The sequence below is a fragment of the Streptococcus oralis genome (assembly GCF_964238205.1).
Classification (GTDB): domain Bacteria; phylum Bacillota; class Bacilli; order Lactobacillales; family Streptococcaceae; genus Streptococcus; species Streptococcus oralis_CZ.
On the sequence record NZ_CAXSLF010000001.1, the window covers coordinates 526,767 to 549,055 of the forward strand.

Annotated in this window: 20 protein-coding genes; 1 reads left to right on the plus strand and 19 read right to left on the minus strand. The window is 39.0% G+C overall.

Annotation, left to right across the window (positions count from 1 at the left end):
• Positions 1–40: 40 nt before the first annotated feature.
• The 16 genes from ACESOD_RS02720 to ACESOD_RS02795 form a co-directional block, all read right to left on the minus strand.
• Positions 41–529, minus strand: coding sequence for a DUF6773 family protein (locus ACESOD_RS02720; RefSeq protein WP_373093848.1), 489 nt, complete (start codon positions 527–529; stop codon positions 41–43).
• Positions 519–728, minus strand: coding sequence for a helix-turn-helix transcriptional regulator (locus ACESOD_RS02725; RefSeq protein ID WP_001107501.1), 210 nt, complete (start codon positions 726–728; stop codon positions 519–521). The genes ACESOD_RS02720 and ACESOD_RS02725 overlap by 11 nt, the downstream gene beginning before the upstream one ends.
• A gap of 150 nt (positions 729–878) precedes the next feature.
• Positions 879–1,475, minus strand: a complete 597-nt coding sequence (locus tag ACESOD_RS02730) for an HAD family hydrolase (protein ID WP_373093849.1) — start codon at positions 1,473–1,475, stop codon at positions 879–881.
• Between the two features lie 51 nt (positions 1,476–1,526).
• Positions 1,527–1,937, minus strand: a complete 411-nt coding sequence (locus tag ACESOD_RS02735; RefSeq protein WP_373093850.1) for a GNAT family N-acetyltransferase — start codon at positions 1,935–1,937, stop codon at positions 1,527–1,529.
• A 99-nt stretch (positions 1,938–2,036) separates the two neighbouring features.
• Complete coding sequence (locus tag ACESOD_RS02740) at positions 2,037–3,410, minus strand: amino acid permease (RefSeq protein ID WP_373093851.1); 1,374 nt, start codon at positions 3,408–3,410, stop codon at positions 2,037–2,039.
• 82 nt (positions 3,411–3,492) lie between these two features.
• Positions 3,493–3,975 (minus strand): transcription elongation factor GreA, encoded by a 483-nt coding sequence (greA, locus tag ACESOD_RS02745; RefSeq protein ID WP_000818756.1) that lies wholly within the window; start codon positions 3,973–3,975, stop codon positions 3,493–3,495.
• A 354-nt stretch (positions 3,976–4,329) separates the two neighbouring features.
• Positions 4,330–6,072: an endolytic transglycosylase MltG gene (gene mltG, locus ACESOD_RS02750; RefSeq protein ID WP_373093852.1), complete on the minus strand. Its 1,743-nt coding sequence runs from the start codon at positions 6,070–6,072 to the stop codon at positions 4,330–4,332.
• Positions 6,073–6,153: 81 nt separating this feature from the next.
• Positions 6,154–6,648, minus strand: coding sequence for a GNAT family N-acetyltransferase (locus ACESOD_RS02755; protein WP_373093854.1), 495 nt, complete (start codon positions 6,646–6,648; stop codon positions 6,154–6,156).
• Complete coding sequence (locus ACESOD_RS02760; protein ID WP_373093856.1) at positions 6,645–7,160, minus strand: GNAT family N-acetyltransferase; 516 nt, start codon at positions 7,158–7,160, stop codon at positions 6,645–6,647. Before ACESOD_RS02760 ends, ACESOD_RS02755 begins: the two co-directional genes overlap by 4 nt.
• 8 nt (positions 7,161–7,168) lie before the next feature.
• A complete protein-coding gene (murC, locus tag ACESOD_RS02765) occupies positions 7,169–8,503 on the minus strand; it encodes a UDP-N-acetylmuramate--L-alanine ligase (RefSeq protein ID WP_049528576.1) in 1,335 nt (444 codons plus the stop codon).
• 11 nt (positions 8,504–8,514) lie between these two features.
• Complete coding sequence (locus ACESOD_RS02770; protein ID WP_373093858.1) at positions 8,515–9,111, minus strand: cystathionine gamma-synthase; 597 nt, start codon at positions 9,109–9,111, stop codon at positions 8,515–8,517.
• A gap of 58 nt (positions 9,112–9,169) precedes the next feature.
• Positions 9,170–12,256: a DEAD/DEAH box helicase gene (locus ACESOD_RS02775; protein ID WP_373093860.1), complete on the minus strand. Its 3,087-nt coding sequence runs from the start codon at positions 12,254–12,256 to the stop codon at positions 9,170–9,172.
• A 92-nt stretch (positions 12,257–12,348) separates the two neighbouring features.
• The gene (locus tag ACESOD_RS02780) at positions 12,349–13,515 is read right to left on the minus strand and encodes a MalY/PatB family protein (protein WP_373093862.1); all 1,167 of its coding nucleotides are present in this window, start codon (positions 13,513–13,515) and stop codon (positions 12,349–12,351) included.
• A 4-nt stretch (positions 13,516–13,519) separates the two neighbouring features.
• A complete protein-coding gene (locus ACESOD_RS02785; protein WP_373093864.1) occupies positions 13,520–14,614 on the minus strand; it encodes a cystathionine gamma-synthase in 1,095 nt (364 codons plus the stop codon).
• A 145-nt stretch (positions 14,615–14,759) separates the two neighbouring features.
• Positions 14,760–16,718, minus strand: a complete 1,959-nt coding sequence (locus ACESOD_RS02790) for a peptide ABC transporter substrate-binding protein (protein ID WP_373093866.1) — start codon at positions 16,716–16,718, stop codon at positions 14,760–14,762.
• A 190-nt stretch (positions 16,719–16,908) separates the two neighbouring features.
• A complete protein-coding gene (locus ACESOD_RS02795) occupies positions 16,909–18,531 on the minus strand; it encodes a putative polysaccharide biosynthesis protein (RefSeq protein WP_373093868.1) in 1,623 nt (540 codons plus the stop codon).
• 105 nt (positions 18,532–18,636) lie between these two features.
• Between ACESOD_RS02795 and ACESOD_RS02800 the strand changes: the two genes are divergently transcribed.
• On the plus strand, positions 18,637–20,082 hold the full coding sequence (locus tag ACESOD_RS02800; protein WP_373093870.1) for a UDP-N-acetylmuramoyl-L-alanyl-D-glutamate--L-lysine ligase: 1,446 nt from the start codon (positions 18,637–18,639) through the stop codon (positions 20,080–20,082).
• A gap of 33 nt (positions 20,083–20,115) precedes the next feature.
• Here the strand turns inward: ACESOD_RS02800 and ACESOD_RS02805 are convergent, their stop codons facing one another.
• The 3 genes from ACESOD_RS02805 to ACESOD_RS02815 all read right to left on the minus strand — a co-directional run bounded on the left by ACESOD_RS02805 (position 20,116) and on the right by ACESOD_RS02815 (position 22,261).
• Positions 20,116–20,766, minus strand: coding sequence for a DUF1803 domain-containing protein (locus tag ACESOD_RS02805; RefSeq protein WP_373093872.1), 651 nt, complete (start codon positions 20,764–20,766; stop codon positions 20,116–20,118).
• Complete coding sequence (locus tag ACESOD_RS02810) at positions 20,750–21,262, minus strand: YiiX/YebB-like N1pC/P60 family cysteine hydrolase (protein WP_373093874.1); 513 nt, start codon at positions 21,260–21,262, stop codon at positions 20,750–20,752. The genes ACESOD_RS02805 and ACESOD_RS02810 overlap by 17 nt, the downstream gene beginning before the upstream one ends.
• Positions 21,263–21,325: 63 nt before the next feature.
• The gene (locus ACESOD_RS02815; protein WP_009731484.1) at positions 21,326–22,261 is read right to left on the minus strand and encodes a manganese-dependent inorganic pyrophosphatase; all 936 of its coding nucleotides are present in this window, start codon (positions 22,259–22,261) and stop codon (positions 21,326–21,328) included.
• Positions 22,262–22,289 lie beyond the last annotated feature (28 nt).

The window sequence follows — 22,289 nt, forward strand, 5'->3', positions numbered from 1 at the left end:
TTATAACACATTTTATCGATATTGATAAAAAGCTAACAAGCTATTCTATGCTCTCGAGCTCATCCATATCCTGCTCAAACTTTTTCTGAGCCCATTCACCATAACTTTTCAAACCTAAGTTTCCAATAAAGACCCAAGGAAGATAAAAGATATAGGTAAATACCCAAGCAGACAAGTATTTAACGTTCAGAGGATTGTGCTGGTAAATTTCTATGTTGAATTGATAATTCTGTAACATTAAAAGAGCCGTAATAGCCAAGGTCAGGAAAAAACAACCCAAAATCGTAAAATGAAAACGACTATAATAGGTCACACCTAGACTTCGAGCACGGTTGAAAAAGTAAAAAGTCACAATAATGATAATGATGAGCATCATACTCGGATTAAAAAGACTTGGCGCTAATACTGCAATCATATAAGATAAAAGCAAGAAAGCTATAGAGATATAGAAACTTTCAGCCCCTGCTTTATTCATCAGTTGTTCTTCTCTTTCATCCAGTAATTGATAATAAAATAATCTATTTTTCATCTTCTTCCTCCCAAAATAATTGATCTAGAGTTTTCCCTAGGCATCTGCAAATGGATTGGCAAAGTGAAAGCGAAGGATTGTACTTTCCAGCTTCTATCAAACCGATAGTCTGCCTAGTGACACCCACAGCTTCTGCCAAATCACCCTGCGTCATATCAAGCTCTACTCGAGCTAGTTTTAATTTTAAATTCTTAGCCACTTGTTACCTCCTCCTTAATTTTAAAAGTCGCGCTTCTTTTTTCAACTTTATTATATCATATATTTTACGTTATGCAATATATATCTGTCATTTTGTGAGATTTTTTTAACAAAAAGCCTCTCTACCACTACATGATAGAGAGTTCTCTGTTTATTCAAATTTTTTCAAAATATCTACAACGTCACTTCTCTGTTTGACTTGGTAGGCTTTGATGCCTAATGTCTCAGCCATCTTAGTGTTGTCTGCTATATCATCAAGAAAGACACAATTTGCTGGATCCAACTGATATTTACGGAGAATTTTTTCAAACATTTTTCGATCAGGTTTGATGACCTTAATATCACAAGAAAGGACGAAACCATCTAAAATCTTTTCTAGAGGTGCTAGTTGATCTTTTAATAATTCATAAAAAACTGGCGATGTATTAGATAGAACAAAAATACGATGACCTTTTTCCTTTAACCCTGTAAGCAGCGGAAAGACTTCCTTGTAAATATCAATGTAAGCAGGCCAATTCCAAATAACTTCTTCTACCTTTTTCTCATAGATATCCCCTAATAAGGAAAGAACTCTATCAACCAGTTCTTCCCGAGTCAAAGTCCCTAAGTCCAATCTTTCCCAGAGCCCCGACTGGAAAATAGCCTTGTCTAAAATTAGATAATCTTTTTCTGTTTTAGCTACAGCTTTCAAAATCTTATCCTTGTTCCATTCCAATAAAACATTACCCATATCTAGTATGATATCCATTAAGCCAACTCCATTATGATGTGTCGATTTCTTCGATCATTCATTTTCTGTTTACAAATCTTTGTGATAATAGTGCCTTTGTCCAGTATACGGATAGTCTTTTAAGGTAAAGACTTCCTTGTAGCCCTGCTTTTGATAAAAGGCTGGCGCTTGAAATTGATAAGTATTCACAAAAGCAAAGCGACAGTTTCTCTTCTTAGCTTCACTCTCTGCTTGCTGCAATAGTTGGGAGCCGATTCCTTGTCCTCGCAAGTCCTCTTTCACAAATAAATACTCGATTTCTAGCCAATTTCCAAAGGTCTCTGCTACTAAACCAGCCATGAGTTGACCGCTATCATCTTCGACATAAAGGTTAAGTGGCTCACTTTCAGCTGCTTCTCTCTTAGAACGATTATAGGAGCGAATCAAATCCCCTATTTTCTGTGCTTTCTGAGACTCTGTATTTTCCAATCTTACCTGCATCCAAATCTCCTCGAAGATACTTATAACTTGATTATATTCCTATTTTGAAGAACTGTCAAACTAAAAAAACTCACCAACCTAAGTTGATGAGAGTAAAACTTATTTTCTAAATTTCCATTGGCTATAAATACCAAATGCGACAATCCAGATAGCTGAACCTCTAGCTCCCATTACAGTTGATTCTTGTAAGAAGAGTGTTCCAAATACAAAGATAAAGAAGAGCATGGTCAGAGGATTTAGCAAGCGGTATTGAGGCATGAGATAGCCATTTGCCATAAAGTCTTTAGACTTGCGATACTTGAGATGGGCTACCATGATCAAGATGTAGATGGCGATATAAACACCTGATGAAGAAGCTGTAATCAAAGCAAAGGCATCTGATACGCCAGGAAGTACATTGATGAAGGCTGCAAAACCAATCAATACAGCAGAAGCAATGATTGCATTCTGAGGAACGTTGTGACGTGAGAGCGTGTCTGCCTTAATAGCTTTCAAGAAACGATTAGGTGAATCATGGGCAATCTGGTACAAGTGACGACCTGTTGAGTATAGGGTTGAATTCAAAGCTGACGCTGCTGAAGTCAAGACAACAAAGTTAATCAAAGCAGCCGCCCACTTAAGACCAACAAGTTCAAATACCGTTACAAATGGTGAATCCGATGCAGAAAGCTCACGCCAAGGAATAATAGACATAATAGCTAAGAGAGCTCCACCGTAGAAGAAGATAATTCGCAAAGGAATTTCCTTAACAGCCTTAGGCAATACTTTTCTTGGATCCTTGGTTTCAGATGTGGTAACACCAATAAATTCAATCATCAAGTATGCAAAGAAAACCATCTGGAAGGCCATGACAAAGTTCATAGCACCATTTGGGAAAAGTGAGAAGTGTTCACTGATATTAGCAAGACTTGCTGAACCATAAGGCGTTTCAAAGCCAGTCAAAACTAGAAAGACACCTGTCGCAATCATGGCAAGAATGGCCACGATTTTGATCATAGCAAACCAAAATTCTACTTCACCAAAAATTTTAACGGCAATCAAGTTCACTAAACCGAGTATTGTCAGAAATACAACCTGAATCAACCAAGATGGCCAGGATGGAAACCAAAACTGAACATAGTGAGCAATAGCCGTAATCTCGGCCATTCCGATAAAGACTACTGAGAGCCAGTATGACCAGACTGAGAAGTAACCCCAGCCCTGACCAAGATAACGGGTAATAAAGTTGATAAAGGTATGTTGCTCTGGATCTTGGTACAACATTTCCCCGATAGCGCGCATCATAAGATACATAAAGCCACCCGTAATCATATAGACTAAGACGATTGACGGACCCGTCAAACTAATGGAACGTCCAGCTCCTAGAAAAAGTCCTGTTCCAATTGTTCCTGCAATCGCCATAACCTGAACATGGCGATTGGTTAACCCACGTTCCATTTTATTTTTCTTTTTGTGCTTATTTTCTGAATTCATATAGTCTCCTCTAGTTTTTAGAATTAAGAAAAGGAGTAACGGGAAGCGCTTTCCCTATATCTACTCCTTCTTTTCATTCCTATTAAACTGTTTTTTCTACTTTTAAGATTTTAACATCATAGCTTCCTACAGGTGTTTCAATCGTAGCAGTATCACCTGTTTTCTTACCAATCAAGGCTTGCCCAATTGGGCTTTCATTTGATACTTTACCTGCAAAGGCATCTGCACCCGCTGATCCCACGATGATATATACTTCTTCGTCGTCTTCACCAATTTCTTGGATAGTGACTGTTTTCCCGATAGCAACTTCATCTTGAGCAACTGCATCGCTATTGACAATCTCAGCATAACGGATTTTTGTTTCTAAGCTAGAGATTTGTCCTTCAACGAAGGCTTGCTCGTCCTTAGCTGCTTCATACTCACTATTTTCTGACAAGTCACCGTATGAACGCGCAATCTTGATGCGTTCTACAACTTCTGGACGACGAACTAGTTTCAACTCTTCTAATTCTTTTTCGAGTTTTTCCTTTTCTTCAAGGGTCATTGGATATGTTTTTTCTGCCATTTTTCTCAACTTTCTTTTGATTAAATTTAAATTTCTTTAGGTAGTAAAGCAAAATTATGTGGTAAACCACATAATTTTACAATGAAGACAAAGTCTTTTAAAAGCTTTCCTTAAATGATTTTGGTCAGTATCGACCTTTTAAAATCTGTGCCTAGACCTAATGATTCTATCGCTTCTAGACTCAGGTTCAAATAAGAGGTAAGTTTTTACTTTCGCAATTTCCGAACGCCTAAAACTTATAGATTTCAGGCGTTTCTGATCATAGTGGAAAGACCGATGTGACTTGATATTCCTGTATAAAGAAGAGATTCTCTTCTACATTCACGGATTTAATAGCAAATCTTGTCCTAAGAGTTAGTTTGAACTACTTGATTGTGTCAGTTTACTGTTGACATGCTCTGCAACGTTTCGATCATGTTCTTCTCGTGTCGTTGCAAAGTAAACCTTGCCATCTTGTACGTTGGCTACAAAGTAGAGATTGTCACTCTTAGTTTGATTGATACTTGCTTCAATTGCATCCAGACTTGGACTGTCTACTGGACCAGGCATTAAGCCAAGGTTTGTATAAACATTATATGGTGAATTGATTGTTGTATCAATTGCTGCATCATCTGCCAAGCTAATATTTTGTCCTAGCTTACCTTCTGCATAGAGAATAGCAATATTACTCTGAAGTGGCATACCAAGGTTCAAACGATTATAGAAAACTCCAGCAATTAGCTTACGATCATCAGTTTTCAACCCTTCTTTTTCCACAAGTGATGCAATGGTGAGGAGTTCATTCACTGTCAAATTCTTTTCTTTGATTGCAGTATAATGCCCTGACAAGTTTTGGTCCATAGCTGCCACCATTTCATCAATCAAGCTTTCAACAGTTGTGCTTTCTTTGATGCTATATGTTGCTGGGAAAAGATAACCTTCTAAACGGTAACGAACACCACTTTCTTTAGTTGGTAGACTTTCGAGAAGGGTTGGGTACTTAGCAACTAATTGAGAGATGAAGGTTTCATCTTGAACTTTTGCCAGGAAGGCATCCGCAGTCAAGGGTTCTTTAAACTCTCCTTGAAGCTGACCAACCGTTTGTGCGATTTGGTCAAGGGTATAACCTTCAGGGATTGTAAGATTTGCAAGTGCAACCTCTTGAGGTTGAGGAGTTCCACCCTTTTGCAATTCTTTGATGATATCATCTGTACTCATGCTCTTTTGCAAATTGTAGTAACCAGATTTCAAATCATTGTAGTCTTTATACTTAGCATAAAGGCTAAAGATAAAACCATGTTTTACCAATTCAGATTTTTCTAAGGTATCACCAATTTGCTGAAGATTAGCCCCTTCTGGAATCTGAACCGTGACATACTGTTTTGAATTTGCATCAACTGGTTGGAGTGCAGATTCGACATAACGGTAACCAAAGAATCCACCCACACCTAGTAAAATCAATAAAACAAATACTGTTACGAAAAATCCTTTCAAGCGTGATTTTTTCTTTTTCTTGATTGGTTTCACTGATTCTTTACGACTTCTTCTAGGAAGTTCAGTTCTAGTTTCAACTGGAGCAACTGGCTCTTGACTTGGAGTTTCTTTTGCAAGATCTGTTGGTTTCGGTTGAGGTTTAATATTCTTTCTAGCAGGACTTGGTTTAGCCTGATTCGTACGATAAGAAACTGGAATCCTTGTCGAAATAGCATTGAACTCTTTCTCTTCTTCCGCTGGTTGAGCAGGTTCAAGAGGCTTGACGGGTTCAACAGCTTCCGTTGATGGTAGAGGATCTGGAGCTACAGCTGGCTCTGAAGATACAACTGGTTCTGAAGCTACAGAAGTTTCAACTGAATCATCTTGTAAAACTGGACGTGGTGGAACTGCTGGAGCATTAGCAAGCAATTCATCCACTAAAGAAACAGAATTGGCCATCAAGTCTTCTACAGAAGGTTCTTCCGCTGCTTTTTCCGCTTCTGAACTATTACTTAAATTTGAAAACAAATCATCGTTGCTACTTTTAGTATTCGCGATGCCGTCTTCTCTTTTTAATCTTTCTAAATCTCTTAAAATTTGTTCTTTAAAACTTAACTTTTCTTCTTCTCGAGAATTTTCGCTCAAAGGTGTTACCTCCTTGTTGATAATCCATAATATTATATCTTAAAAACTAAAGAAAAGCAACCATAGATGCCTTTCTGATGCCTAATTCGTGTTTTCCCAGACCATGTCATACCATTCTTCACCAGCAAAAGTCGACTTTGATTTTCCTTCATTCACAAAACCATGTTTCTCATAATAGCCAATGAGATAGTCATGGCAGGTTAGATTGATTCCCTCACGCTCATGCTCAAGAGCGAGATCTTTTAAAACGGTCAATAATTTTCGTCCGACACCTAAAGCTTGAGCTTTCTTAGCAATGGATAGACAAGTCACAGAGATATAGCCACCTTTTTGATGGCTATAATCTTTAATGTCTTCTGTAAAGGACTGGTCTTGTAAATATCGCTGAGGGACTACTGGTCCCTCAATATAGCCTAGTATTTCCCCCTCTTTTTCAGCCACTAAAAAACTGGTCTTAATTTCCTTCAGATGAGCTTCAAAAACAGGACGAGGAATGGCTTCTTCAATTGAAAAATTTTCTAGTTCAATTTCAAAGATACGATCTAAATCTGTCAATCTAGCTTGTCTAATAATCATAGTTCCTCCTGATAATAAAGATTATGCCAACGCATGAGAAAGGCAAATTCACTGCTCCTTTCTCCATCTACAATCCCTTGTTCCACAAATCCATTCATTTCAAAGTAGGCCAGCAACTCATCCTCACAAAGCAGATAAATACCTGGTCTATTTTGCTGACGGGTAACTTCCTTCAAAGCTGCTAGCAACAAGGTTCCAAAGCCTTGCCCCTGAAAATCGGGATCTACAGCTAAATCTTCAAGGATGATTGAGTTCTCACTAATGAATTCCTCATCTCCGATCTCAAGCATCCATTTTCTTAAAGAGGGAATAGGAGGTGTCGTCGCAGTGATATAAGCAATCCCTTGATCATCCAGGCTAGCTAAGAGAAACGTACCCGCATGGTTGCGGATACGTTCTTCTATTATTTCTCTATTCAATACTTCTAGGGAGTTTGAAATACTTTCTTGTATCAAGCAAATCTGATTTATATCTGATTGCTGTGCTTCCCTGATTTTAATTGGAAATTCCATAATTTTCCTTACTGAACATTACTTGTCAAATTAGACAAGAGACGCTCGAATGAATATTCATAAGTTTGAATATCGCCAGCTCCCATGAAGACATAGACAGCATTGTCATGGTCTAGGAGTGGAGAAACATTTTCAACTGTGATAACTTGATGTTTCTTGTTGATTTTATTGGCAAGGTCTTCTACCTTGACATCACCATGGTCCACCTCACGAGCAGATCCATAGATTTGTGCGAGGTAAACTGCATCAGCCTGATTCAAGGCCTGAGCAAAATCATCCAACAAGGCAATTGTACGAGTAAAGGTATGTGGTTGGAAAATTGCCACGATTTCCTTGCTTGGGTATTTTTGACGTGCAGCATCAAGAGTCGCAATGATCTCTGTTGGATGGTGAGCAAAGTCATCGATGATAACCGTATTATTAACAACCTTTTCTGTAAAGCGACGTTTCACTCCACCAAAAGTCTTCAAGTGTTCACGTACTAAATTCAAGTCAAAGCCAGCAGTATAAAGCAAACCAATCACTGCTGTAGCATTCATGATATTGTGGCGACCGAAAGTTGGAATGTGGAATTGACCCAACTCTTGACCACGGAAGTGAACGGTAAAGGTTGAACCTGTAGTAGAACGAAGCAAGTCACTTGCTACGAAGTCATTACCTTCTGCTTCAAAACCATAGTAGTAAATCGGAGCATTAGCCGTAATCTTACGCAACTCAGCATCTTCACCATAGACAAACAAACCTTTGGTAATTTGTTTGGCATAGTCATTGAAGGCGTTGAAGACATCCTCTAAGCTTGTAAAATAGTCAGGGTGGTCAAAATCGATGTTAGTGATGATAGAGTACTCTGGGTGATATGGCATGAAATGGCGCTCATACTCGTCTGATTCAAAGACAAAATACTTGGCATTTTCAGAACCACGACCTGTACCATCTCCGATCAAGTAGCTTGTATCAGTGATGTGTGACAAGACGTGAGAAAGCATCCCAGTTGTTGACGTCTTACCGTGTGCACCAGCAACTCCCATACTGATAAAGTCACGCATAAAGCTACCAAGAAACTCATGATAACGTTTGTAACTGATACCATTTTGGTCCGCATAAGCAATTTCAACATTGTTATCTGGACGGAAGGCATTACCCGCGATAATTTCTAAATCTCCTTGAAGATTTTTTTCATCAAACGGTAAAATTGTAATCCCTGCTTGCTCTAGTCCACGTTGTGTAAAGTAGTACTTTTCAACATCAGAACCTTGAACTTTATGCCCCATTTGATGCAACATCAAAGCCAAGGCACTCATACCTGATCCTTTGATTCCGATAAAATGATAGGTTTTTGCCATTTTCTTCCCCTCTATTCGCTCATTCTAGTCAAGTTGAGCTCTTGGGCCACTTGACGTTCTTGTTCTTTTTGTTTACTTTTTTTGTTATAAATTTGACTTTTCTTTAAAAAGTCATAATTGTTTTTCTTGGAATGACTTGTTTCACCATCTGAAATTGGATGATCCACTTGAGAAACTGTTTCTGCCAAAATATAGTGAGACTGACCTAACTTCTGACTATATTTCGCAAATTCTCCTGGATTTTCCTTTTGAAAAGGTGCTGTCGGTTGATTTGCTGGACGCACATGGCTTGTCTTCGGTTGACGTCTCGTATGACTTACATCCTGAGTCAAATATCTAGCCGATCGCTTCTTTTTCAAATCCGCGCGAGCTTCTTCACGCGCTAATTCAGCATAGGATTTTTCTTTTTTCTCAATCGGTTTTACAAGAGGTTTTGCTTCCTCTTGTTTTTTGTCTTTAGTGATTGGAGACCATTCCAAGTAGTTTTTATCTTGATAATCACCTTTGATATTACTGATGAAATCAGACTCATCGTAGAGATTCATAACTGGCATTTCTGTCAACATGACTTCATCATCTGCCACTATTGGAAATCGTTTTTGTGTCATATTTATTTCCTTTCAATACTCCATTATAGCGTAATGTCTTGATTTTTCAAGTATAGGCTCATGAAATCCCTAAAATTTCTCGTATTTCAGCTAGACTCAGACTTCCTCGAGACTCTGTTCCATCCAAGATTTCAGAAACAAGATTTTTCTTTTTCTCTTGTAATTCTTGAATCTTTTCTTCAATTGTACCTCGAGTCACAAGGCGATAAACTTCAACAGCCTGCTCTTGCCCCATACGATGGGCTCGACCGATAGCCTGAGATTCAACTGCAGGATTCCACCATAAGTCTACTAGAATGACCGTATCCGCACCAGTGAGATTGAGTCCAACCCCACCAGCCTTTAGAGAAATCAAGAATACATCGCGCTCTCCTTGGTTAAAAGCCTTAGTCATTTCCTGACGTTCTTGAGAAGGAGTTGAGCCTGTAATTTTAAAGGAAGTCAAGCCTAAGTCAGGTAGCTCTTGCTCAATCCGATCCAACATACCTCTAAATTGTGAGAAGATAAGTACACGGTGTCCACCTTCAGCAATCTGAACCAGCAAATCTCGTAAACTATCCAGCTTTCCGCTCTCTCCTTGGTAGTCCTCCATAAAGAGCGCAGGCGTATCACAAATCTGACGCAGACGCATGAGTCCAGTCAAAATTTCGACGCGATTTCGTTGAAATTCCGAATCGCTTACCTGTCCCAAACGTTCCTGCATCTGTTGCAGTTGAGCAAGATAGATAGCTTTTTGTTGATCCTCCAGTTCATTCTTATAGACAACTTCAATCAAGTCAGGTAACTCTGTCAAAACCTCTTCTTTCTTACGTCTCATGACAAAGGGTTTGATAAATTGAGCCACTCTCTCGGTTGATAGTTTCATAAATTCCTTCTTAGCAGGTAAGAGGCCTGGTAAGACAATCTGAAAAATCGACCAGAGTTCTCCCAGATGGTTTTCAATCGGTGTTCCTGATAGTGCAAAGACAGATGGAACCACAAATCGTCGTAAACTTTGAGCAATCTTCGTTTGTGCATTTTTCATCACTTGAGCTTCATCTAGAAAAAGAAAATCAAAAGATAGGTCTCGATAAATTTCACTATCTTGACGGAAAGTAGCATAGCTTGTCACATAAATCTGATGATTTTCTGCCAAAATTGACTCTCGATGAGATTTTAAGCCATGCACGACCGCGACATCCAAATCTGGAGCAAACTTTTGAAATTCATCAGCCCAGTTATAGATTAAGCCAGACGGAGCAAGGATTAGGACACTAGTATCAGCTTGAATCTGACTACTTAAAAAGGCGATGGTTTGCAAGGTCTTCCCAAGTCCCATATCATCTGCTAAAATCCCACCAAAGCCATAATGGTGAAGCATCTGAAGCCACTGAATTCCCTTTTTCTGATAGTCTCTAAGTTCTGCTTGGATATTCAGCTCTTTCATCGGAAAATCTTCTGGATGCGTCAAATCATGGGCCAGATTGCGAAATTCTTCGGTGAAAGAAATTTGATTCTGATCCTTAAAGAGATGAGATAGGGTATAAGCTAGGGATTTACGAGCTCGAAAAGCTCCATCTTGTAGGTCCTCTATCCCTAATTCTTCTAAATCCTGACGGATACGCTTGGTCTGATCATCGAAATAGTAAACCTGATTCGAAGAACTGATGTAATAATCCTGCTTCTCAACTAGAGCTTTCATCGCTCGATCGATTTCTTCTTGATCTATATTTTGAAAATCAAATTGAATTTCTAATAGGCTTTCCTTGGATGAGATGTGAACTTGAGGCTTCTGAACCTGATAGAGATCTTGCAAGCTCTCAGAAATCCTTAATTCTCCAAGCGCTTCAAAGGATGGCAAAACTTCCTGAAAGAAGGCATGAACTGCATCAGCTTTCAAACTTTGACGCCATGAACGAAAATCTGCTTCAAATCCAGCAGATAGAGCTAACTGAAAGATTTGCTTCTCCAGTTGAATATCACTAGCAAAAGGAAGACTCTCTAGTTCATTGCGATTCGTTACTAAGCAAGTTTCATACTGAAACTGCATATCCAAACGGATAGAACCGTCCTCTTCTCCTTCCATGTAGAAAGAAGGACGGAAAGGCTGAATTTGAAGCGCATCAGGGGCTTTTACCTCTCCTATGTCTTTAAACTGCGACAAGGTCGAAGCTAGAAAATCTCGATCACTAGTATCAAATTGTAAAATCTTTCTACCACTTTTATCGATAGATACTTTTTTTAATTTTTCTATAAGTCTAGCTTGTTCTTTAGACAGAAGATAAAATGTACCTTTAGTAAACAAGACTTGTCCCTTATAAAACGAATTAAGCCCTACCTGTTGAAAAATTTCCATCTCATAATAGTTGGATTTTTCTTCAATTTGAAAGGTAAATAAGCCTGCTTGACCATCAAAATCTTGAAATACAAGATGAGGGTAGCTTGAAATCTGATGGTCAAATTGGAATGCATCTAAGCCCATCAGCAGACTAACACCCTGCTCAAAAAAAGACAGCGGGAAATAGAGATGACGACCTTGATTTTGGAAAAAGAGGGCATTTTCAACCTCATCTTCTACAATTCCTTGAAGGAAATTCAGAACAAACTGGCTACTTTCATCAAACTGACGAATATTCAAGGAAGTTTCATATAATTTTCCAATCATATAGGGTTTACTAGTTTCTAACACCTTCAGAAAAAGGGGGATATCTCGGATTACATAAAATTTCTGCGTCTGGATAAGACCGACTCTCAAAGTCCAAATAATGCGATTAGTCCCTGCTTCAATCTGCCCCTGAGCAGACAACTGATAGATTTCAGAAAGACTAGGAATTTGAATGGATTCTAAAAACTTTCCTCCAAAAGTAACCTGAGTTTCGACTTCTTCTTTCTGTTCGTGCACATTTTCCAGATTTCCCAAGAGTTCCTGACCAATGTGATCATTTTTCAGGTAATGCTCTAGTGCTGCCAAATGCACACAAAACCCTCTTTTTTGGAAAAAATCACAAGCACAAAAAACCAAATCATCATCCAAGCTATAGCGAATTTCTTCATCTGCTACACGCGCATAGAGGCGATGGTCTTTCTCTTTGATAATTTCAATCTGACTAGTTTCGTAGAGTTGAGCTCCCTCCATTCGAAGCTTCCCTGGAATCAATTTAGCCATATTTTCCCCTTTACTTTATCTCTTAATTATACCACATTTCTTCTTACGAAAATAGCCTTCTAGGAGTACTTTTCTCCTAAAAGGCTAGCTTCTTAAAATTTAGCGAAAGTAGCAATGATTCGCTGACAAACTTCTTCCAAGACAGATGTCGGCATGGCTACATTTAAGCGAGCATGTAGAGCTCCTTCTTCACCAAAGTCTAAGCCTCTATTAAGGATAACCTTGGCTTCATTTCTTAAGAGGCTTTTTAATTCTTCATCTCTAATATCATAGGCTGAAAAATCAAGCCAAATGAGATAGGTCCCTTGAGGTTTCATGACCTTGATTTTAGTTTCTTTACCAAGCAAATCAACTACATAATTGATGTGTTTCTCAATCAGTTCTTTGAGTTCTGTCAACCAATCTTCACCATATCGATAGGCAGTTTCTGTTGCCAAATATCCCAACCCTGAGATTTCATGTTGATTATTAGCAAGCTGGCGTTTTTGGAAAGCAAGTCTCAACTTTGGATTCTCGATAATGGCGTAGGAATTCTTTGTTCCCGCAATATTAAATGTTTTGGTAGCGCTGCTTAAAATCAGTGAAAATTCTTTAAAATCTTCATTTACCGTATTGAATGACTGGTGCTTGTTTCCAAACAGGGCCAAATCTTGGTGGATTTCATCAGATACCAGCAAGACCCCATGTTTTTGACAAAGTTGTCCAATCTTCTCTAAGACTTCTTTTTCCCAAACACGTCCACCAGGATTATGAGGATTGCAAAGAACGTAAAGTTTCACATCCTCTTCAACAAAGTCTTTCTCTAATTGATCAAAGTCAATCTCAAAAAGTCCGTCTTTTTCTACTAGAGAGTTGGTGATTAGTCTACGATTATTGAGCTTAATACTGCGAGCAAAAGGAGGATATACTGGTGTGTTAATGAGCACTGCTTGGCCTTCCTTGGTAAAGGCTTGAATGGCTGTTGAAATAGCTGGTACTACCCCTTCGATAAAGACTAGAGCATCCTTATCAAAGCGATAGCCGTGCTGTTTTTCCTCCCAGCTTTGAACCGCTTCAATCAATCCATCACTAGCATAGGTATAACCATAGACTAATTGCTCTGCATAGTCATGGACAGTCTGACGAATCTCAGGTAACACTTCAAAGTCCATATCAGCGATCCAGGCCGGCAATACTTCTCGGTCAGTCTCTGCTTCTTTCCATTTGTAGGTATGATGTCCAAAACGATTGGGCAAGGTCGTAAAATCATATTTTCCCATAGTCTTATCCTTCCAAGGCCTGACGCAAGTCTTCAATCAAATCTCTGGCATCCTCAATACCAATAGACAAGCGCAAGAGATCATCAGTCAGTCCATAAGAATGACGAACCTCTGCAGGAATGTCTGCATGGGTTTGAGTAGTTGGGTATGTAATCAAACTTTCAACACCACCCAGACTTTCAGCGAAAGAGAATACTTTCAAAGTATTCAAGATATGAGGGATTCGTTTTTCATTCGCCACTTTAAAGGAAATCATTCCCCCACGACCTGTATACAAGACTTCTTTGACAGCAGGTGATTGTTCCAAAAAGGCTACGATTTCTTGAGCATTTGCTGTTGAACGCTCCATGCGAAGTGACAAGGTTTTAAGACCACGAATCAATTGATAACTATCAAATGGTGACAAAACAGCCCCTGTCGTGTTGAGATTGTAAAAGAGTTTTTCGTATAAATCCGCACTATCTGTCACAACCACACCAGCTAGAACATCATTATGACCTGCAAGATATTTTGTTGCTGAATGAAGGACGATATCTGCTCCGTCTTCAATTGGACGTTGATAGATAGGACTGTAGAAAGTATTGTCCACGACAACTTTAGCACCTTTTGCATGAGCTAATGTTGACAATTTTTCAATATCAAATTCCAACATCAAAGGGTTGGTTGGTGTTTCGATATAAAGTACATCCACATCCTTTTCTAGCTCTGCAATTAGCTCTTCTTCTGTGTTAGCATAGGTAAAGTGGAAACGTCCTTCCTGCTCCACTTGATTGAACCAACGGAAAGAACCACCGTAAAGGTCACGGACAGCCAAAACCTTGCTTCCTACTGGAAAAATGCTAAAGGCCAACACAATCGCAGACATACCTGAACTAGTTGCTAGAGCATAGTGGGCTGATTCAATAGCTGCTAAGACTTCCTCTGCCTTGCTACGAGTTGGGTTTTTTGTGCGGGTATAGTCAAATCCAGTTGATTGACCAAATTCTGGGTGCTGATAAGTCGTTGAAAAGTGAATAGGTGTAACCAAAGCACCTGTTGCCTCATCAGACTTGATCCCTGCTTGTGCTAAAATTGTGTTGATGTGAAATGATTTACTCATACAATACCTCCAAATCTATAGTAACTATTGTACCACTTATTTTGTATCCTTCGTTTTCTTGTTTTCAAGAGCTAGTTATAGTTTCAAACTATATAAAAACGATAGCTTCTTAAGAAACTATCGTTTTTCCTGTTGAATAGACTGATTATTTAATGTGTTTAGCTAATTCTTCTTGGGCTTTTTTATTAGATTCTTCTTTTTCTTTCAGCCATTTTTGTCTAGCTTTTTCATACTCATCAGCCGTTACAGTCTTATCTTGCAACTTGAGGTACTTGTATGATTCGACACCCTTATTTCCAGCTTGTGAGAATGGCGATGAGAATGGAACTGTCTTTCTCAAAGTCGGTGTTCCACCCTGAGAAACGTTTGGAATAGCAAGGGCGCTATCAACGAGCCAAGCTTGAACTTCAGCATATTTTTCATAACGTTTTGCTGGTTCTTGCTCCTTGTTCGCTTCTTCTAGCATTTGAGTGTAAGTATCCAGACCAACTGCCTTAGCCTTGTCATTGACCTCACCTGGTTCTAGACCAATGTTTTGCAACATACCACCGTTATTGACATTTAAGATATCAAGATAACTTGATGGATCCAAGTAGTCCGCACTCCAACCGCCATTATAGATATCAAAGTCTTTTTGAGCTGCAGTTTGAGCTAGGTAGCCAGAATTATCGTAATCGTCTGTTGATAATTGTTGGATATCGATCACCACATTCTCAGCTCCTAGAACAGATTCGATGGATTGTTTCAAAGAGCTTGCTTCAAGTACACCTTTTTTAGCTGATTGGTCAACTGTTACATCCAAGTGGATTGGGAATTGCACACCCTTAGCTTCCAATTCTTTCTTGGCTTCCGCAAATTTAGCCTTAGCCTTGTCAGGATTGTAGTATGGGTCTTGCGCATCTGCAAAGTTGATTCCTTGCCATTCTTGGCCATAGTTGACCATCTTTTCTGAAACAACATCGCCAAAGTCTTTTCCGTTGATACTTACAAATGTTGGAGGTACAACTAGGTTACGAATAATCTTCGTTGCTCCGTCCTCCCCTTGAGATTGTGCTCCATAGGCTGTACGGTTGTATGCATAGTTGAAGGCTTGACGGAAGTTTTTATTCAGAACTGCTTCTTGGGTTGATTTCTTTTCGATATCTGAGGACTTAGACGTGAAGTTATAAGATTTTCTGTCCAAGTTGAAGTTCAAGTAATAAGAAGTTGCATTTTGCATACTATAGATGATGTTATCCTTGTTCTTCTCTTTAATTCCTTCAAAGCTTGAGCTATTTGGATAGAGACGCGCGTAGCTATAGACTCCTTCTACAAAGTTACGTGCTAGTGCATCTTGGTCACTACCATCATAATAGGCCAATTTCACATCATCTACAAAGACATTTTTTTCATCCCAGTAGTTGGGATTTTTCTTGAACTCGATGACAGATTTTGAAACAAAGGATTTCATCAAGAAAGGTCCATTGTACAAAATGCTAGAAGGGTCTACCTTACCAAAGTCGTCCCCTTTTGATTTCAGGAAGTCTGCATTGACAGGGAAGAGAATGGTTGATGTTGTTTTAGAATTCCAATAAGATTCTGGTCGTGTCAAAGTGTACTGAACTGTTTGGTCGTCAATCGCCTTAACACCGACAGTTGAAAAGTCAGTTGTTTTTCCGTTGATATAGTCACCCAAACCAGCAACAGAATCTTGTACGAGGTACAAAGCTTCGGATTTTTTATCAGCTGCATATTTCAAACCAGTTACAAAATCTTGGGCAGTTACTGGAGCATATTCTTCACCTTCAGAGGTATACCATTTAGCGTCCTTACGAAGTTTGTAAGTATAGGTCAAACCGTCCTTGGATACACTCCAGTCCTCTGCTAAGGATGGAACGTAGTTACCGTATTGGTCATTTTCCATGAGACCATCTACTAGATTAGTCACGATATCATTAGTAGTTGCACGGTTTTCAGCAAGATAGTTTAAACTAGACGGATCGCTAGAATATACATAATTATATGTTTTAGTAGAACTAGCTGAGTTGCTACAAGCTCCCAAGAGCAAACCAGCAGTTAAGACGACGCCTGCTAGCGTCAGGTATTTTGCCTTAGACTTTTTCATAAACAGAACCTCCAAATTTAAATATTTGTATCATTATACAGCTATTGTTTTTTTTAGTCAAGTAATAATTCTCTAAAAATTTATTTTTTTTCTACATTTTTTATTTTTTTCTCTCTTTTTTAAATAAAAAATGAACATTTTAAACTTTTTAGAGTTGAAAGTTCAAATTGTTCATTTTATTTATAAAGCATTATGATAATTTTAATCGTGCTCGTAACTGGTCAGCTTTTGCCTGTCCAATAACCTTATCTAAGAGACGAGTATAGAGACTCATGAATCCGTAGAGCCCACCACCGATTGTTCCGATTAGGGCGACATAGATGAAGCTCCAAAAACGTCCAGTTGGTTGGAAGACAAATCCTATCATCCATTGTAAGAAGCCTACCAAGATAAACATGACAAGAGTTAAAATGATCACTAGGATTGTTCGTTTTAGGATGATCTTTCGATGAACCCCTGTAATCTGACAGATCTCGCGATACATTAAAACAATAGGAATGATAAGACCGATGGTCGTTGAAATGAGAGGACCATAACTATGAAAAAGCGCTATTGATGGTATTTGTAAGACGAGCTTGGCAATGGAACCATAGAAAAAGTAAAGGATTGCCTTGCGATTACGGAACATAGCCTGAAGCATTGGTGACAAGACCATGTACAAACCTAGGATTGTTGACTGCAAGACTGCAAAGACAAACAAGCCCATAGCCAAACTATCTGGCTTACCGTAAAAGACTGTATAGAGTGGTTCACCTACCATGACTACTCCAACCGTTGCAGGTAAGAGGAATAGGAAAAGCATGGTGATACTATCTTGAATGAGACGAGAAGCTGCTGGTAAATCTCCTTTGACATAATTCTCTGTCAAGAGAGGTAGCCCAACGCTACCAATCGAAACTCCTACCGAAATCAAAATCATAGTTATTTTATTAGGATTGGCAGAGAAATAAGAAAACATGACAACTAAATCTTCATTATTGTAGTTGGTAAACCACTTCATGCTATTGATAAAGGTCATTTGGTCCAAAATTTGGAAAAGCTGAATAGCTGAACCTGTTATGATAAAAGGAATAGCTTCCTTAATCGTATCCATTAACAGATGTTTGCTATCAATCTTATCTCGTGTTTCAAAGACTTTTTGAAGCATTCCTTCTTTATAGAGGAAATAAAGCAAGACAGCAAAGCTAGCTACCATTCCCACAAAGGCCGCAAAGGTAGACTGGGTGACTGCTGCTAGATAGTCTCCCGAACCAAGCTTCATGATGATAAAGGTTGCTAAGAGCATCCAAATAACTCGGATAACTTGCTCAGCGATTTGACTCATGGCATAAGGCTTGAGATTATTCATCCCTTGGAAAAATCCACGGATAACACTCATAGACGGGAAAATCAAGACAGCCCAAGCTAGACTCTGCATAATGGGAATCAAGTCCTTACCGACACCAGAAAGATCTGCCAACCAAGGCGCAAAGAGGTATAAGATCAAAGCAAAGACAAGACCTAGTCCAGTCATAAAGCCCAGGAAACTCCGAATCAGAGCAAAACTATGCTCTTCCTCATTCATGGTATTATACTTAGCGACTTGCTTTGCGACTGCAACAGGGATACCTGCTGTCGAAATCAACAAGAACCAAGCGTAGATATTGTAACCCATAGTGAAGAGTCCATTGGCCTTAGCTGCATAAGTCCCCATCCAGATATACCAGGGAATGATGTAAATAGCTCCGAGCAGGCGACTGATAAAGTTACTAGCCGTTAGCCAGGCAGTTCCTCGTAACATCTGGGCCTGCTGATGATTATTTTCGTTAGACATAACTTCCTCATTCAATTTTAATAACTAGGAAATGTTCCTTATCTTCCATTATAAACTTTTCCTTGTTACTTGTAAAATTCAGACTTTCGGTTTACAATAGAAAGTATGATAAAGATTGAAACTATATTAGATATTTTAAAGAAAGATGGTCTCTTCCGTGAGATTATCGACCAAGGACATTACCACTACAACTACAACGATGTTATTTTTGACAGCATCAGTTACGATAGCCGAACAACCAAAGAAAATACTCTATTTTTTGCAAAAGGAGCTGCCTTTAAAAAAGAATATCTATTTTCAGCTATCGCACAAGGGCTTAATTGGTACGTGGCTGAACAGGATTATGAAGTTGGTATTCCTGTTATTGTTGTTAACAATATCAAAAAGGCCATGAGTTTGATTGCCATGGAATTTTATGGCAACCCTCAGGAGAAACTGAAAATCCTTGCTTTCACTGGCACTAAAGGAAAAACAACAGCGGCTTACTTTGCCTATCATATCTTGTCCCAACGCTACCCAACAGCCCTCTTATCGACAATGAATACAACTTTAGACGGCAAAACTTTCTTCAAATCTTCCTTCTCAACACCTGAAAATATTGATCTCTTTGATATGATGGCTCAAGCGGTTAAAAATGGTAGAACTCATCTGGTAATGGAAGTTTCCAGCCAAGCATATCTGGTAAATCGAGTGTATGGTTTAACTTTCGACGTGGGAGTTTTTCTCAACATCACACCAGACCATATTGGTCCTATTGAACATCCGACTTTTGAAGATTACTTCTATCATAAACGCCTCTTAATGAAAAATAGCCGAGCAGTTGTCATTAATAGCGATATGGACCACTTCTCTATTCTGAAAGAACAAGTTGTGAACCAAGAGCATGACTTCTACGGTAGCCAGTCAAATAACCAGATTGAAAACTCCAAAGCCTTTAACTTCTCAGCTACTGGTAAATTAGCAGGAGATTATGACATCCAACTAATTGGACATTTCAACCAAGAGAATGCTGTTGCTGCTGGACTTGCTTGCCTTCGTTTAGGTGCTAGTCTTGAAGCCATCAAAAAAGGGATTGCGACTACTCGCGTTCCTGGACGCATGGAGGTTCTCACTCAGAAAAATGGTGCTAAAGTTTTCATTGACTACGCCCACAATGGTGACAGTCTTAAAAAACTTATTTCTGTCGTTGAAACTCATCAAACTGGAAAAATTGCTTTAGTACTTGGTTCAACTGGAAACAAAGGAGAAAGCCGTCGTAAGGACTTTGGACTTCTCCTCGATCAACATCCTGAAATTCAAGTCTTTCTAACAGCTGATGATCCAAACTATGAAGATCCGATGGCCATTGCAGATGAAATCAGTAGATATATCCATTATCCTGTTGAAAAGATTGTCGATCGCGAGCAAGCTATCAAGGCTGCTATGTCTGTTACAAGTCAAGAACTGGACGCTGTGATTATCGCTGGTAAAGGAGCGGATTGCTACCAAATTATCCAAGGTAAGAAGGAAGACTATCCAGGTGATGCTGCTGTTGCAGAACGTTATCTATAAGAACTTAAAGAAGGCTAGGAAAATCCCTAGCCTTTATTTTTTTATAAAAATAAAGCGTTCCTTATCAAATTCTACAGCTAACTCGTATTTCCCATCTTCATTTTGAAGGATGTAGCCCAATAAGACTAAACTATCAACAAAGATATCTCGACGCTTCTGCATAAGCTGGTCTTTTTTGAGAAATTTAAGCAAAAAAGTGGTCATATACTTGAGAGCATACTCAGGGTTGACATCCCCTAAAACAGCATAGAGTGCCTGCTGATCATCGGTCAGCGGATACTGGTGCTTAACCTTATAAAAGTAATTAGACAAGGTCATCTGCTCCCTAGCAAAATCTGTATACTCTTCTAGGATAGCTGCATTGGTTTGATTGTGCAATTCCGTCTGAAAATGTTTCTCCATGATTTCTTGATAGATTGGACTATCATCTCTCACAAAGACTTCCTGGTCTAGTTCAAGAGAATTTGTAGATTCTAGAAAAGGAAGATTGAGATAATAGCGTTTGTTTTCTCGAAGGATGAAACCAGCTTTAATATATTCCTCCAAGTACTTGTCAACTGCAACCTCTGGAAACTGAGCCTTGATTTCACGGAGGATCACATCATCATGCTTATCAAGATAATCAACCAAATCTCTAAAGAATGGTTGTCGTGTCAAACGAGATGGATTAAAAATCTGAATCATAAAGATTCCTTTCTTTACAAACTAAAAGTGGTGATGTTGCTAATTGACTCGGATTAGTGCCAGGCTGATTCAGAGGTACAGGGAGTCCTAGTTCTCTATAATATTCACTCCAGAAATCACTGATTTCCTGTGTATCATCCCCAAACTTCATGGGAATGGTCTCAAAAATAGGGAGAATTTCTGCTACAAACTGGGAACAGTAATAACCATCTCCATCCGGGTAAAAGGAAGCATTGTAGGGTGACCCCAAAAGGCTCTCTGCCCGCATTTTGACCTCTGTACAATCAATCTCCGCATAGCTATAAAGGTCATAGACTTTCTCAGCTTCAAAGAAATCTTCAGGAGATTGGGCAATGACTCCGCCTTCCGTAGTTGCATGATAGATGAAGCCGTCTAAAAAAATGGCCACATGGCTATAGTTACCAGTAGATTCCTGGATGGCTTGTCCTATACCCGAACCATCTTTCACAAAGATTAAATCACCATTTTCTAACATACTTCTCTCCTAGCAAAAAAGGAGTCGAAACTCCTTTTTAACAATGGGTTTCCCCATCAATCATTAAGCATTAAAGCTTTCAGTCAATTGTGGTACTACTTGTTTCTTACGTGAAACGGCACCTGGAAGGAAAGCATGGTTGTTTTCAAGTTTGAAATTGAAAGCTGCTTCTACCTTGTCCATATTAGCACCAAGAGCCAAAATTTCTGAGTTTGAGTTGACGATATCTGTAATCATCAAAACAAAGTCAGAGTATCCGTTAGCTGCATTTGCTGCTTGGATAGCTGCTTCAATTTCAGCTTGGCGTTCCAAGACTTCAGCGATATCAACTGTATTGACTTGAGCCACACGAACGTTGTTTCCGTTCAATTCAAAAGTCTTAGCATCAATGTCAATCAATTCTTCTGCTGATTTGCTTGCCAAGTTAGTACCAGCTTTGAGCATTGCAAGACCGTATTCTTCCAAGTTCACACCAGCCAATTCTGCCAATTCAGGCGCAATCACCTTATCAGATGGGTGAGTTGTTGGAGATTTCAAAAGAAGGGTATCTGAAATCAAACCTGAAAGCATCAAACCTGCAATTTCTTTTGGAACAGCTACACCGTGTTCTTTGAACATACGGTATACGATAGAAGATGCTGATCCAACTGGCTCCAAGCGCATGTAAAGTGGACTTGCAGTTTCAAAGTTAGCTACACGGTGGTGATCCACAACACCGTAAACTTCTACTTCAGCGATATCTGAAACTGATTGTTGGAATTCATTGTGGTCAGTCAAGATAACTTGTTCTGCACCTTCTGCTTTAGCAGATGTGATAACGCGTGGTGCTTCAACACCAAAATAGTTCAATACGAAAGCTGTTTCTTCATTTGGAGTTCCAAGAGCCACCGCTTCTGTATCCAAACCATAAGCTTCTTTTGCAAGATAAGCAAAGGCTACTGATGAACCGATAGCATCTGAATCTGGATTTTGGTGACCAAATACTAGAATCTTAGACATGATAATACCTCGTTTCTTTATTCTCTTT